The 14,281-nt window shown below is 65.7% G+C and carries 13 protein-coding genes and 1 pseudogene; 7 read left to right on the top strand and 7 right to left on the bottom strand.

Annotated elements, in window-relative coordinates; translation table 11 throughout:
- Positions 1 to 109: 109 nt before the first annotated feature.
- Positions 110 to 1,300: an AI-2E family transporter gene (locus DV707_RS00420; protein ID WP_103991133.1), complete on the bottom strand. Its 1,191-nt coding sequence runs from the start codon at positions 1,298 to 1,300 to the stop codon at positions 110 to 112.
- Between the two features lie 147 nt (positions 1,301 to 1,447).
- Here DV707_RS00420 and DV707_RS00415 point away from each other — a divergent pair, with 147 nt between their 5' ends.
- The 3 genes and pseudogenes from DV707_RS00415 (at position 1,448) to DV707_RS00405 (ending at position 5,802) form a co-directional block, all read left to right on the top strand.
- A complete protein-coding gene (locus tag DV707_RS00415) occupies positions 1,448 to 2,599 on the top strand; it encodes a thiamine ABC transporter substrate-binding protein (protein WP_103991134.1) in 1,152 nt (383 codons plus the stop codon).
- Positions 2,600 to 2,825: 226 nt separating this feature from the next.
- Entirely contained in the window at positions 2,826 to 4,514 is a 1,689-nt protein-coding gene (locus DV707_RS00410) for an ABC transporter permease (RefSeq protein ID WP_235010755.1), read from the top strand.
- A gap of 2 nt (positions 4,515 to 4,516) precedes the next feature.
- Positions 4,517 to 5,802: pseudogene (locus DV707_RS00405) on the top strand (ABC transporter ATP-binding protein).
- 143 nt (positions 5,803 to 5,945) lie between these two features.
- On the opposite strand, the gene DV707_RS00395 reads toward DV707_RS00405, so the two are convergent.
- Positions 5,946 to 6,626 carry a class I SAM-dependent methyltransferase gene (locus DV707_RS00395; RefSeq protein ID WP_103991135.1) on the bottom strand — a complete coding sequence of 227 codons (681 nt, stop codon included), beginning with the start codon at positions 6,624 to 6,626 and terminating at the stop codon, positions 5,946 to 5,948.
- Between the two features lie 125 nt (positions 6,627 to 6,751).
- Here DV707_RS00395 and DV707_RS00390 point away from each other — a divergent pair, with 125 nt between their 5' ends.
- Positions 6,752 to 7,204, top strand: a complete 453-nt coding sequence (locus DV707_RS00390) for a DUF2391 family protein (RefSeq protein ID WP_103991136.1) — start codon at positions 6,752 to 6,754, stop codon at positions 7,202 to 7,204.
- Positions 7,205 to 7,289: 85 nt separating this feature from the next.
- Positions 7,290 to 7,868 (top strand): DUF7090 family protein, encoded by a 579-nt coding sequence (locus tag DV707_RS00385; RefSeq protein ID WP_103991137.1) that lies wholly within the window; start codon positions 7,290 to 7,292, stop codon positions 7,866 to 7,868.
- A 137-nt stretch (positions 7,869 to 8,005) separates the two neighbouring features.
- Here DV707_RS00385 and DV707_RS00380 read toward each other — a convergent pair whose 3' ends face one another.
- From DV707_RS00380 to DV707_RS00365, 5 genes are all read right to left on the bottom strand, one after another.
- Positions 8,006 to 8,806 (bottom strand): DUF7089 family protein, encoded by an 801-nt coding sequence (locus DV707_RS00380; protein WP_103991138.1) that lies wholly within the window; start codon positions 8,804 to 8,806, stop codon positions 8,006 to 8,008.
- 153 nt (positions 8,807 to 8,959) lie between these two features.
- Entirely contained in the window at positions 8,960 to 9,049 is a 90-nt protein-coding gene (locus DV707_RS19355; RefSeq protein ID WP_425492341.1) for a hypothetical protein, read from the bottom strand.
- Between the two features lie 112 nt (positions 9,050 to 9,161).
- A complete protein-coding gene (locus tag DV707_RS00375) occupies positions 9,162 to 10,106 on the bottom strand; it encodes an OapC/ArvC family zinc-ribbon domain-containing protein (protein WP_103991140.1) in 945 nt (314 codons plus the stop codon).
- Between the two features lie 278 nt (positions 10,107 to 10,384).
- Positions 10,385 to 10,774, bottom strand: coding sequence for a DUF2073 domain-containing protein (locus DV707_RS00370; RefSeq protein ID WP_103991293.1), 390 nt, complete (start codon positions 10,772 to 10,774; stop codon positions 10,385 to 10,387).
- Between the two features lie 5 nt (positions 10,775 to 10,779).
- On the bottom strand, positions 10,780 to 11,421 hold the full coding sequence (locus DV707_RS00365) for an Era-like GTP-binding protein (protein ID WP_103991141.1): 642 nt from the start codon (positions 11,419 to 11,421) through the stop codon (positions 10,780 to 10,782).
- 526 nt (positions 11,422 to 11,947) lie between these two features.
- On the opposite strand from DV707_RS00365, the gene DV707_RS00360 reads away from it, so the two are divergent.
- Together DV707_RS00360 and DV707_RS00355 are read left to right on the top strand one after the other, a co-directional pair.
- Positions 11,948 to 12,127 carry a hypothetical protein gene (locus tag DV707_RS00360; protein WP_103991142.1) on the top strand — a complete coding sequence of 60 codons (180 nt, stop codon included), beginning with the start codon at positions 11,948 to 11,950 and terminating at the stop codon, positions 12,125 to 12,127.
- 240 nt (positions 12,128 to 12,367) lie between these two features.
- Entirely contained in the window at positions 12,368 to 14,191 is a 1,824-nt protein-coding gene (locus DV707_RS00355) for an AAA family ATPase (protein ID WP_200820858.1), read from the top strand.
- The last annotated feature ends 90 nt before the right edge of the window (positions 14,192 to 14,281 follow it).

Genomic DNA, 14,281 nt, shown 5'->3' with positions numbered 1-14,281 from the left:
AGCGACGGACCCGGGTGGGGTCGAGAGGGCTCCGTCGGGACGTCATCGGGTCCAGCGCCGCCGGTGTCAGCGACGTCCGCGGCCATCGATATCGCCGGTATTAGCGGCGTCAGAACCTATCGGAATCGACGGTATCGTGGTCGTCGGTGTTTTCGCCGTCCTCCCTGTCGTCGCCGTCACCAGTGTCCTCGCCGTCCTCCCTGTCGTCGCCATCGCCAGTGTCCTCGCCGTCGACGGTATCGTGGTCGTCCTCGGTCGCGTCGTCGCCGTCGTTTCCATCCGGTTCCGAAACCCCTCCCGCCGCCGACCCCCGATCCGCCGGGTGCAACTCCGAAGAGAGGAGCGCCGCCGACTCGACGAACAGGCCGACGACGAGCGGTCCGGCGACGACGCCGATGGGGCCGAGCGTGAGTACGCCGCCGAAGAAGCCGACGAAGTAGAGACTCCCCGGGATGTCGGCCGTCTCGCGGGCGAGTCGCGGCCGGATGAGGACGTCGGGGAGCAGCGCGATGACGAGACCGCCGACGAAGAAGACCAGCACCGCGCGGAGCAGTTCGCCGACCGCGACGTGGTACGCCGCGAGTCCCGCGAGCAGGACGCTCGGCCCGACGACGGGGACGAACTGGAGGACCGCCGAGACGGTCGCGAGCGTCACGACCGAGTCGTATCCGAGAGCGAAGAACACCGGCACGGCGAGGACGAAGGTGCCGAGCGCGGTCGCCGCCTGCAGGACGTAGATGGCGAAGAGCGTCTCCCGCGTGCGTCGGTTCAGCGCGGCCGCGGCGTCGTGATACCCCGGCGGGACGAGCGCGGTCACCGCCTGCTGTGCGTCCTCGCCGTAAGAGAGGAGCGAGTAGACCAGGAAGACGAAAAGCGTCGCTTTCAGGACGAGAACCGGTGCTGCGGCGGCGGCGCGGCGGGCGCTCCGTTCGACGACGTCGACGACGACGGACGTGAGCGCCTCGAGCGTCACCGCGTACTGGAACCCGAACACGTCGAGGTGCAGCTCGGCCGGGAGGAGTCCGATCAGCGCCACGAACGACTCGAAACGGAGGTAGACGACGACCGCGAGCGGGACGAACACGAGCACGGCCATCAGGAACGCACCGAGGGTCGCGACGCCGCTCGCGGCCCGGTGAGAGAGCCCGCGGGCGACGAGTCCGCGTCGAATCGGCCACAGCAGATACGCGACGGTGACGGCGAAGAACACGGTCCCTAACACAGACTGCAGGAGGAGGGCCGCCGCAGCGCCCACGAGGACGAACACCGCCCCGAGCGCGTATCGTCGAGTCCGAGTCACGGGTGCGACTCACGGCGGATCGCCAAGAGCGTTGCTCCGAGCAAACCGGACCGTCAGAAACGGTGCTCCGAGGTCGTCCGCCGAAATCGCCGGACGGAGCCGATAGATGCACCACCGTTAAGTACTACTCGGTGAAACTACCTAGTAATGAAACGCAGAACGTTCGTGCGGACGGTCGGTGCGGGCGGCGTCGTCGGGCTCGCCGGCTGCGTCGGCGGAAACGGCGGAGGCGACAGCGGTGGCGGGTCGAACGGTGACACCGCCACCGAAGCCGACAGCGACTCGACGGGGACGACGACCGGAACGGCGGCGTCGGAACCGCCCGAACTCGTCGTCTCGACCTACGGCGCGTTCGTCGACGCGCCGTCGACGAGCCCCGGCCCGTGGCTCAAGGAGACGTTCGAATCGGAGTTCGACGCGACGCTCGACTTCGCGACGCCGGACAGCGAGATCAACTACTACATCGAGCGGGCGCTGCAGGGCGTCGACATCGACGCCGACGTCTACGTCGGTCTCAACGTGGACATGCTCATCCGGATCGACGAGCGACTCGACGAGGGCCTGTTCACCCCGGTCGACGACGTGTCCGGGCAGGGCGACGTCAAGGAGGGGCTGAACTTCGATCCGGACGGGCGGATCGTCCCCTACGACACGAGTTACGTCAGCATCGTGTACAACGAGACGATGGGCGACGACGGCGACTACGTCGCGCCGGAGACGTTCGACGCACTGCTGGAACCCGAGTTCGAGGGCGACCTCCTCACGCAGAATCCGACGGGGAGTTCGACGGGCAAGTCGTTCCTGTTGCACACGGTCGACGCGAAGGGACCGGACGGCTACCTCGACTACTGGGAGGAGTTGCAGGCCAACGACGTCCGCGTCCTCTCGGACTGGTCGACGTCGTACAACGCGTTCTTAGAGGAGGAGGCGCCGATGGTCGTCTCCTACTCGACCGACCAGGTGTACGCCAACCGGGAGGGTCAGGACCTCGCGAAACACCGGATCCGGTTCCTGAACGACGAGGGGTACGCCTACCCCGAGGGGATGTCGGTCTTCGAGGGCACCGACCGGCCCGAACTGGCCCGGGACTTCCTCGAATTTATGCTGCGGCCGGACGTCCAGGGCGAGATCGCCCAGCGGAACGTCGCCTTCCCGGCGACGACGACCGCCGATCTCCCCGAGGAGTTCGCGGAGTACGCCCAGGCCCCCCCGGAAGCAGTCACTTTCACGTACGACGAACTCCGAGACAACGTGAGTGAGTGGACCCAGGCGTGGGAGCGACAGTTCGCCAGCAAGTGACGGTGACGCGGGGAGCGACGCGTCGGGACCCCGGGACGCCGGCGGCGACGACAGAGCGAACGTCGCCTGCGACGACGGAGCGGACGGTGACGCCCACGGCGACACCGACGGAGCGGACGGTAGTGACGACACCGGAGTCGTGAGCGCTTCCTTCCGCGATGTCGTGTCGACGGCGTGGACTCGCCTGTCCGGCGTTCGGGCGCGGGCGCGCTCGGTCGGTCACCGGATCGAGCGGCACGCGCTCGGGCTCGCGGCGGCCGCGACGGCGGCGGTCCTGCTCGTCGTCTTTTATTATCCGGTCGCGACGGTGTTCGTCGACGCCGTCTTCGTCGACGGCCGTCCGACTATCGAACCGATCCTCTCGGTGCTCTCTTCCCGATTTTACCTCGTCGACATCTTCGGGTTCACCGCGTATCAGGCCCTGCTGTCGACGGTCGCGTCCGTGTTGCTGGGCCTCCCCGGCGCGTGGGTTCTCGCGCGGTTCGAGTTTCGCGGACGTGAGACGCTTCGCTCGCTGACGATCCTCCCGTTCGTGATGCCGTCGATCATGGTCGCCATCGGGTTCGTCGCGACGTTCGGCCAGAACGGGACGCTCAACGCGGTGTTGGGCGCGGTCGGGCTCCCGCCCGTCGATCTACTGTTCACGCTCGAAGCGATCGTCGTCGCCCACGCGTTCTACAACGCGCCGCTCGTCGCGCGGGTGACGACCGCCGCGTGGGAGAGCGTCGACGCCTCCGCCGTGGAGACGGCGCGGAGCCTGGGGGCGTCGCCGACGCGGGCGTTCCGCGACGTGGTGCTTCCCCAGTTGCTCCCGGCGGTCGCGATCGGCGCGACGCTGACGTTCGTGTTCACGTTCGCGTCGTTCCCGATCGTGCTCGCGCTCGGGGGGTTCCAGCTGGCGACCGTCGAGGTGTTCATCTACTCGCGGATCCAGAACCTCGCGTACGCCGAGGCGGCCGCCCTCGCCGTCGTCGAGACGGCGATCTCGATCGGACTGACGTACTGGTACCTCCGGTATGAGGGGCGCAACCGCGGGTCCGGACAGGGGGCGCGACCGCAGCCCCGACGGACGCTGTGGCCGGAGGCGTGGACCGCCAGAGAGATCGGAACCCGCGTGGGTATCGCCGCCTACGGCGTCGTCGTGCTCGCGGTGTTCGTCGGGCCGATCGCGTCGATGGTGCTCGCGAGCTTGACCGGACCGGAAGGCGGAGTGACGCTCGAACACTACCTGTTCCTCCTCGAACGCCAGCAGACGGGGGCGTCCTACCAGGTCCGGCCGCTCCCGGCGATCGCGAACTCGCTGCGGTTCGGCATCGGGACGCTGTTGGTCGCGGTGCCGATGGGGGTCGCGCTGGCGGTGTTGACGACGCGGGAGTTCCGCGGCCGCGCGGCCGTCGACGCGCTGGCGATGGCGCCGCTCGCGGTGTCGGGGATCGTCGTCGGTCTGGGGCTCCTCCGCGGTCTCGTCTTCGGCGTCGAGGCGTTCGGGACCCGGATCCAGGTGACCGGCGCGCTCGCGGTCGTCGCCGCCCACGCTGTCGGCGCGTACCCGTTCGTCACGCGGAACGTCGCGCCGCTCCTGGGGAACCTCGATCCGCGGCTGGTCGAGTCCGCGCGGAGCCTCGGGGCGACCCGCGTGCGGGCGCTCGTGGACGTCGAGTTGCCGCTCGTCGCCGCCGGCGTCGTCGCGGGTGCGGCGTTCGCCTTCGCCATCTCGATCGGCGAGTTCGACTCGACGGTGGTCCTCGCGGAGGGATCGACCAGTTACACGATGCCCGTCGCCGTCGAGCGCTACCTCGGGCGGCGGCTCGGTCCGGCGACCGCGATGGGCTGTGTCCTGCTCGCGGTGACGAGCCTGAGCTTCGTGATCATCGAACGGTTCGGCGGTCGATACGGCGGTCGAGGAGGGTTCTGAAAGTGAAACTGACGCTCGAAAACGTCCGGAAGGAGTACGGCGAGACGGTCGCGCTCGGTCGGGAAGACGAGGACCGAGGGATCGGTTTCGACGTCGGCGACGGGGAGTTCTTCACCCTCGTCGGGCCGTCGGGCTGTGGGAAGACGACGACGCTCCGGCTCGTCGCCGGCTTCGACGCCCCCACGTCGGGGACCGTTCGGTTCGACGGCCGCGAGATGGGAGGGGTCCCCCCCGAGGACCGGGGCGTCGGCGTCGTCTTCCAGAACTACGCGCTCTTCCCGCACCTCTCGGTCGCGGAGAACGTCGCCTACGGGCTCCGGTTCGCCGAGCCGCCGGGCGGCGTCAGTCGGGACGAACGGGTCGCGTCGCTGCTCGATCTCGTCGACCTCCCGGAGATGGGCGATCGGGACCCGACCGAACTCTCCGGCGGACAGCAGCAGCGCGTCGCGCTCGCCCGGGCGATCGCGCCCGGTCCGGACCTGTTGCTGCTCGACGAACCGATGAGTGCGCTCGACGCGCGCCTCCGGGAACGACTTCGGATGCAGATCAAGGAGATCCAGTCGACGCTCGGAATCACGACGCTGTACGTCACGCACGATCAGGAGGAGGCGCTGGCCGTCTCCGACCGCGTGGCCGTGATGAACGACGGTGCGGTCGAACAGGTCGGGACGCCGCAGGAGGTCTACCGTCGCCCCGCGACCCGCTTCGTCGCGGAGTTCGTCGGCGACAACAACGTCTTCGAGGGGAAGTCGTCTCCATCCGCGGACAGGACGGCGAAAACCGACCCGCCTCGACCCCCGGAGACGGCCGATCTCCAGTTGAAACGAAGGGGGTTCGGTCCGGGGGCGACGCCGATCGGGAAGGGGACGATCGAACGACACAGGCCCGAGAAACGTCCACGGAGACCGGGTCAGCGTCCCCCGAAACTGACTCGGCATCGAGAGAAATCGAAGTCGACATCGACGGTGCTCGGGTCGCGATCGAGACAGAGACGCCTCTTTCCAGTGGAGACCGGATCGTGTTCTGCGTTCGCCCCGAGGCGATGCACCTGCTCGACGATGATGAGTCGGACGGAGCGACGCGAAACCGGCCGGCCTCCGGAGTCGTGACCAACGTCTTCGACGCGACGGTGTCGGGCGCGGAGTTCCTCGGCGACTCGACCCGGGCGTATCTCCGTTGGAACGGACGGGAGCTAACGGTTCGGACGACGGATCCGCCCGTCGGAGAGGTCCGGGTCGGCTTCGCGGCCACTGCGGCGCACGTCCTCGAACGGGTCGACGTTCGATAACAGCGCGGTAGCGATGACCCGCCGACCGGTAGCGACGTGGGCAGTTAGCGACTGACGCCGACGTGGGCAGTTAGCGACTGACGCCGACGTGGGCAGTTAGCGACTGACGCCGACGGGTAGCGACCGACGCCGAATATGGGCGTTCAGCGACCGACGCCGACGGTGAGGAGCGTCCCGTACGTTCGGTACCGCTCGACCATCGCCTCTCGGGAGTCCCAGTCGTCGGTCGGGAACGCCTCCGCCGGCGGGATGTCGATCTCCCGGTCCGGGATCGAGTCCTGTTCGGCTACGGCCAGTCCTGCCTCGCGGAACGCCTCCCGATACTCGTCGGCGGACCACCGCGTCATCTCGACGTCGATCCGGTCTTGCCACTCGTGGGAGTGGACGTTCTCCTCGTAGTAGTTCACCGCGCAGTAGAACGTGCCGCCGGGGCGGAGGATCCGTGCGACCTCTTCGAGCGTGTGGATCGGGTCCCGGGCGTAGTAGAACGCCTCCATACTCCAGACGTGATCGACGCTGTCGTCGGCGAACGGCAGCGCGTCGAAGTCGCCGACGAGGTAGCCGACGTTCGGATCGTCCGTGTAGGACCGCGCGTTCCGAACCATCGCGGGGGCCCCGTCGAGACCGTAGACGCGACCGGCGTCTTTGGTGTCCCGGAGCGCTCGGCCGGCGTACCCGCTCCCGCACCCGAGGTCCAAGACCGTGTCTCCCGCCTCCACGGGCATCCGCGCGAGCGCGCGCTTCGCGGTGTGCCAGTGGCGTTCTTCCATCCCCCTGTCGCGCCCGTCGGCCGCCCAGGCGTCGAACTCGTTTCTGACGCTCATACGCGAGCGTGGACCGGACAGACCAAGAACCGTTGGAATCGGGTCGAGTGCAGTTCGGGGTCAGATCGGGCGAAGGGATCCGCGAGATGCGTTCGTATATATGTAATGAGGATCGAACGGAGGGTATGGTCGGACGCCGTCGCCGGTTCGCTCTCTCGGACACCGTCCAACAGATCGTCGGCGGGTTCCTGTTGGCCGGGCCGTTCGTCGTCACCGAGGAAGTCTGGGTACTGGCACAGAGTATGTCGCCGGTCCAGGCGCTTTTTACGGTGATCATCGTCCTCGCCATCGGCTACGGCGCGCTCTACAAGGCGGACGACCGAAATCCCGAACGGGAGAGTGAAGTGGGCGGAATCCCGCTCCGATTCATTTCGCTCGTCTCCGTCTCGTACCTCTCGGTGTTCATCCTCGCGGTCGCGTTCGACGCGCCGGGGACGTTCCTCGACGCGACGGCGACGGGAACGGACGTCCTCGGGGTGACGCTCGACTGGGCGGTGATCGGATCGACCCTCAAGGCGATCAGCATCGGGGCGGTGTTCAGCGTCATCGGCGCGGCGACCGCCGATTCGCTGTACTGATCTGGACGCTGCCGGACGCGTTCTTGGAGACGGCCAGCGACGGAAACTCCCGCACGATTAAGTCGTCGGGGGCGCACCTACGGGTATGGATTACAGCCTCGCCATCGACAACGCGCCGGACTCGATCCCGGGCGGGACGGGCATCCTGCTTCTGCACCCGAGCATCGGGGAGACAGACCGGATCGACACGGACTTTCTGAAGACCGACACCGACCACTTCCTCGTCATCTCGACGCGGACCACGGCTCGGGAGGTCGAGCAGAAACTCGAACACTACGACGTCGACGAGTCGAAGGCGGAGATCCTCGATACCCTCTCTGTCGAGCGCGGGTACTCCCGACGCAGAACGGATCACGTCCACTACGTCTCGGCGCCGGACGACCTCGACGGCATCGTCGAAAAGACGCGGGAGTTCCTGGAGTCCCACGACGGGAAGGTCCGGATCAGCGTCGATTCGGTGACCGAGATGGCGTACTACGCCGACGTCGACGGCGCGTACGACGCGACCGGGCGGCTTCTCGAACTCCTGGACGAACACGACGCCGTCGGCCTGTTCCACCTCTCGAACGAGGTGCACGGAGCGGAGACGATCGGACGGTTCCGCGACCTCTTCGATGCGGTCGTCGAACTCGACGTCGACGGCGAGGTCGCGACCGAATTCTGAGTCAGGCGTTCGGCCGGCGTCGATTCCGGTACTAATTCTGGCGTCCGACAGCGTCGATTCCGGTACTAATTCTGGCGTCCGACAGCGTCGATTCCGGTACTAATTCTGGCGTCCGACGGCGACGATCCGGATCCGAGTTAGGCGTCTTCGTCGACGTCGTTCTCGAGTTTCTCGAACGTTTTCTTCGCCCACGTGACCCCGTATTCCGGACCGTACTCGACGAACGCCCGCGTGTCGAGCGCGGCGAAGGGCGCGGGGAGGTCCAGATCGTGCTTGACTGCCGAACAGGCGTACTCGGTCGCCTCCGCGAAGGAGGTCTCCCCCCGTGCGACCGCCCGGGGAAGCCTCGAGAGCCGCCCTTCGAGCCGGCTTCCGGCGTCTTCCCACGCGTCGAACAGCCGGGGCTGGGTCTCTTCCCAGGCGGCGAAGACGTCTCTGGTCTGGAGGCCGAGCCAGGCGTCGTACAGCGCGGCCGCGATCTGGTAGACGTCGGCGGGGCCGAGCGGGACCGCGTCGTCGAGGTCGCGGTACCGCTCGCCGAAGAACGGTAAAAAGTGCTCGGGGGCGTCGGTGCCGATCTGGACGAACGCCTCCGCGAGGAGATAATCGAGGAACTCCGACGGCGTCCCCTCGGCGCGCTTTTTCACGAGGACCGTCGGTGGGGACGTCTGACGCGTCCACGCGACGGTTCCGTCGCCCGGCATCCCGACGGTGAAATCAGAGCTCGCGTAGGCGACGAGCGCGCTCGGAGCGTCCTCGGGAAGCCACTCTGAGGGGTACGTCGCGGGATCGAGCGCGTCGACGAGAAGCCCGAGGTCCTCGGCGGCGGCGGGCGGAATCGTCTCGAAGTCGGCCGAGACGTCGAGCACGAGCGCGCCGGGCGCGTGAGCCTCGCGCACGGCGTCGACGTCGTCGGAGAGGTCGCGTCGGTCGAACATACCGTCGGTTGGGAGCGTAGGGGTTTCAGAGGTGCGATCGGCGACCCGATCGATAGAGCCCGGAGTCTGACTCAGACTGAGTACTCTCGTCTCGTACCGCCGAGCGTCGGTATCGGGGTGGCGCTCGACGATGAACAGTGAGAGTAATCAGTATCAGCCGAAGGCGAGCGCGAAGATGATCGCGATGGCGAGGACGGCCGACACACCCACGGTACCGAGGACGATCTTGGTGGCTTGACTCATAGTGGAACTCTCTCGAGCGGTGCGCATAAAAGCTTCAATTCGACGCCGTAGCGATTCGACGCGGAGAGTCGCTCGGGAGGCGAGGTGATACGAACCCCGATGCGACGTGCGGCTAGGCGTCCTCGGGTCCGCCGGGGGTCGTATCCCACGTGTCCGGGACTTCGATGACGTACCGACCGTCTTCCTGCAGCGAGATGATGTACTCGGTCCGGTCGTACAGTTCCATGAGGTTCAGTTCGTACTCGCCGGGCGCGACGATGCGGATGCTCTCGAACTGTTCGTTGAGTTCGGCCCGGAGGTCATCGAGGTCGGGCCGGTCGTCGCTCGACGGCTCGATGACTCGACCGTCCGCGTCGCTCGGGCGGTCGGGAGCCTCACCGTCGGGGGCGTCGGCCGTCGGCGCGTCCGGGGCGGCCGACCCGTCGTCCACCGCCTCGGTCCGACTCGCGGCGGCGAGCTCGTCGGGGGAGACGACTTCGCTCCGGGCGCTCGCCTGCGCGGTGTCTTCGATAGAGTCGTCCGTCGACGCGGGGTCGTCGTCGATCTCGACGCCGTCGTCCGGATCCGGCGACGTTTCACTGGCGGGGTCGGTCGGTCCCTCCGGATCGGACTGACGCGGCTCCGGGTCGTGCTGTCGTGAATCCGTCGTCCGGTTCGAGTCGTCTTCCGCCGGCTCCCGGACGTCTTCCGGGGGCGAAGACGTTCCGTCCTCGTCCCGTTGGTTCGGCCACTCCCGCGAAGACGCGGAGATTTGCCGAGGCGACGGGCTCGAATCCGTATTTGGCTCCTCTCGCTCGTCCCCGACGGCGCGCTCTGCGGCCTCGCTCCACGCTGTCGAACTCGATGACGGTTCCGCCCCCTCCGAGGAGTCCGACTGGGGATCAGTCTCACGGGTCGGCGCCGACCGTTTCGACGGCGATCCGGTCGAGTCGGCCGAATCGGTCGCCGACGACGGCCGGAACTGGAATTTGTTTCCGCCGCAGTTCGGACACCCAGACAGCATCTCCTTCGACCCGTCGTCGAACACTCGTCCGCAGTTTGTGCATTCGTGAGGCATCGTATTGGGTTATCGGGAGGGCGTCCGTTTCGTGTGCAGTGACCGGTTCGTACGTCGCGGGCGCTTCGTCCCTCGCGTCTGGTTCGGGTAGTTCGGGCGGGTCCTATGATTCCTGTGGTTCGGGTGGATCCTGTGGTTCGGATGGGCCCTATCGTTCGAGTGGAACCTTCGTTTCGAGTCCGCGTTTCGTTTCGTGTGGAGGCACCGAGATCGATCAATCGCCGCGCTCGCGGCGGCGACGAACTCCGGATTCCGGCGGACGAGAGAGCGCGGTGCCATCACTTCCGGGAGACGAGCGCACTGATGAGGTTCTCGTCTTTGTGTAACGTCTCGATCTGGTTCGCCGGACCGATGACGGTGAGTTTCTTGTTCGACTCCTTGCCCATCAACCGGCCGAGGAACCCCTTGTTCCCGCCGCCGGACTGGGGATACGTCTCGATCTCGATCCCGTTGAACTCGTCGGGGCTGATCTCGGTCATCGTGACCTCGATGAGTTTCGACTCCTCGTCGGGCGAGAGCCCCTCCTCGAGGACGACGATGTTGCCGTCGCGGACCCCGTCGAGGATGAGTCGGATCTTCTCCATACTCGTCAGCCCCTCCATTCGGGCGCCGCTGATGAGGTCGATCTGGACGCCGTTTCCGGTTTCGCCTGGTGTGACTTCCGGCATCGTGGTCACCCGAAGTACTCCGCGATCTTCCCGTAGACTTCGTCCATATTGTTACCCTCGAGCGCCGACAGCGGAACCGTCTCGTGCTGCGGGAACGCGTTCGCGATGCGCTGGACGTTCGAGTCGTCGAGGTCGGTCTTGTTCGCGAAGATGAGTACGGGCAGGTCCTGGCTCTCGATGATCCCGATGAGCATCGTGTTGACCTGCGTGAACGGATCTTCGGTGCTGTCGAGCACGTAGATGACGCCGTCGACGTCCTCGCGGAGCCAATGCATCGCCTCCGCGACGCCCTCGGTCGCCTCCCGTGAGCGCCGGACGGCGTCGTCCTTCTCCATATCGTGTTCGAGGAACTCCTTGTAGTCGACTTTCGTCGTGACGCCGGGCGTGTCGACGATGTCGATGTTGACGGTCTTCCCGTTGCGTTCGATCTCGACGTTCTCTTTTCTACGTGCGCGGCGTGTCTCGTGCGGGATGTGGCTCTCCGGGCCGACGGCGTCACCCGTCCAGTCACGTGCGATTCGGTTTGCGAGGGTCGTCTTTCCGGCGTTCGGCGGTCCGTAGATGCCGATCCGTTTCGGCTCGGAGTCCGAGAACATCCGGTCGACGGCCCGTGAGATGCTGTCTCTGAGGTCTGTGAACAGTCCCATCCTGGCCTCCCGCGCCTCCCGATGCGTGTCGTGGAGGGGCGTATGGAGGAACCACATTTCCGTGTTCACTTAAACACTGCGTCAGACGGACCCCCGAGATCCGGTCGAGGTATCTCCTCTCTCGTCTGATACCCCCGGCTGAGGATCCGTATCTCGGATCGATGGCTTGCCGTGTGCCGACAACTATCGAGGAGCTGAGGACCAGATACGGACCGATGATCACCCGGGGACCGACGACTGTCCCGGGAGTCTCGAGGCGGGCCCCCCACCCCTTCATTTCAGGTGGAGACGCGAAATGGCCGGGGGGAGGGTACTGACGGCTACTTTCGAAGCCGGTGGATTTATATTCTAATAATTCAAACGGTATCCGTACTGCAATACTAGAATTAATTTTGTCTATTAATATATTTGAATTTAGTAGTGTTAGTGGTGATCTCAGACGTCGGGGACACTTCCCTTTCGGTCTCCAGTTGAAACGAAGGGGTGGGGGGAGTCGGCTCCGACAACGAACGACGGCAAACGGAACGTGACAGAGACGGACGAGACGACGACAGAGCATAACAGGAACGAACGAGATCGGGGGAGACCCGAAGCCGAGCACCACAGGGAGAAAACCGCGACCGACCACGAGAAGTTCACCGGCGACTTCACAGGGACCTATCCGTATCCGCGGAGTGACTCGGACCGGTATCGACCCGTGAACTGACCGGCCACCGGCAATCGAAGTTGACCGGCCACCGGCGATCGCGGACTGGTAGCGCGGGCGTTCCCCCACGACAACTCCACAAGAGACAAGCTTTTTGTAGCACGTGTTCCTCTGCTTCGTCTGCATCAACTGGACACGTCTCCGGCGGAGAAGCTGCCACTGCATCGGTTCTCTCCGACGGATTGTACGATCTACCGGCTATAACGGCGTAATTTCCAGTCGAAATTGGGGGGTACACGGATGGACGAAGAAACACAATCCGGCGATGAGAACGGGCGCGCAGGCGAGGACGTCGATGAGGGCGACGTAGTCGAATCCGAGTCCAGCGCCGCCGACACGACGGACGGGAGCGAAAGTGCGAATTCACCGAAACCGACGGATGGATCCGGTTCTGACGCGCAGTTCGACGCCGGTGAGCAACCGCTGGACGTCGACGATCCCTCCCGAAATAAGGGCATCGAGGATCCCTCCCGCGATGACTCCGACGGCGGTGGAGAATCTGCAACGTCTCGCGGCGATTCTTCGCAACCGGAGAGCGCAGAACCCGTGACAGCCGAGGACATCGACATCGAAGAGAGCATCGGACCCGAGGACCCCGACTCGATCCGAGTCGGTGACTCGACGGCCGGAACGACGGAGGTGAGCCTCGACGAAGTCGTCCTCGACGACGACGACGGCGACAGTCAGGGGCTCTTCGACGACTTGCTCTCGGGGGAGCCGATCTTCGAGAACAAGGAAGTCCTCCGGCCCTCGTACACGCCGCGGGAGCTCCCACATCGGACCGAACAGATCAACCAGATGGCGACGATCCTCGTTTCTGCGCTTCGAGGAGAAACGCCCTCCAACATCCTGATCTACGGAAAAACGGGCACGGGAAAGACCGCGAGCGCGAAGTTCGTCAGCCAGGAACTCGAATCGACCTCGAAGAAGTACGACGTTCCCTGCGAGGTCGAGTACATCAACTGCGAGGTGACGGACACGCAGTATCGCGTCCTCGCCCAGCTCGCGAACAAGTTCATCGAGAAGAACCAGGACGTGATCGAGACGGAACTCGACGAACTGAACGAACTCCACCCACAGGCCGTCGACGACCCGACGGCGCTCGCTGGCTCGGCGTACGAGACGGCAGACGAGGTGGAGTCCCGCATCGAGGAGCTCGAGTCCGACCGCGACGAGATGGAGCCCGTCCCGATGACCGGCTGGCCCACGGACCGCGTGTACTCGACGTTCTTCGACGCGGTCGACTACCGGGAACGGGTCGTCGTCATCATGCTCGACGAGATCGACAAACTCGTCGAGAAGTCCGGCGACGACACGCTGTATAACCTCTCGCGGATGAACTCCGAACTCGACAACTCGCGGATCTCCATTATGGGGATCTCGAACGACCTGAAGTTCACAGACTTTCTCGACCCGCGAGTGAAGTCCAGCCTCGGCGAGGAGGAGATCGTCTTTCCGCCGTACGACGCGAACCAGCTCCGGGACATCCTGCAACACCGCGCGAACGTCGCGTTCAAGGACGACGCGCTCACCGACGACGTCATCCCGCTGTGCGCGGCCTTCGCCGCACAGGAGCACGGTGACGCCCGCCGCGCGCTGGATCTCCTCCGCACCGCCGGCGAACTCGCCGAACGCGGGCAGGCCGACACCGTCGAGGAAGCGCACGTCCGACAGGCCCAGGACAAGATCGAACTGGACCGCGTCGTCGAGGTCGTGCGGACGCTCCCGACGCAGTCGAAGATCGTCCTCTTCGCGACGATCCTCCTCGAAAAGAACGGCGTTCGAAATGTGAATACCGGCGAGGTGTTCAACATCTACAAACGGCTCTGCGAGGAGATCGACGCCGACGTCCTCACCCAGCGGCGCGTGACGGACCTCATCTCCGAACTCGATATGCTCGGCATCGTCAACGCCGTCGTCGTCTCGAAGGGACGATACGGCCGCACGAAGGAGATCTCGCTGTCGGTCCCCATCGACGAGACGGAGGCGGTGCTCCTCTCTGACTCGCGGCTCGGCGACATCGAGAACGCCCAGCCGTTCGTCCAGGCGCGTTTTGACAACTGACCGATACCCTCTTCCGGAGACGTTCTCTCCGGGTCGACCGGACCGAACCGCGTCCAAACGCTACTATAATAGCGCTGGCCGTGCACTCTC

Source organism: Halobellus limi, assembly GCF_004799685.1.
Taxonomy (GTDB): Archaea; Halobacteriota; Halobacteria; order Halobacteriales; family Haloferacaceae; genus Haloquadratum; species Haloquadratum limi.
The sequence above is the reverse complement of the archived record's forward strand: the minus strand, read 5'-3'. Positions and strand labels throughout refer to the sequence as shown.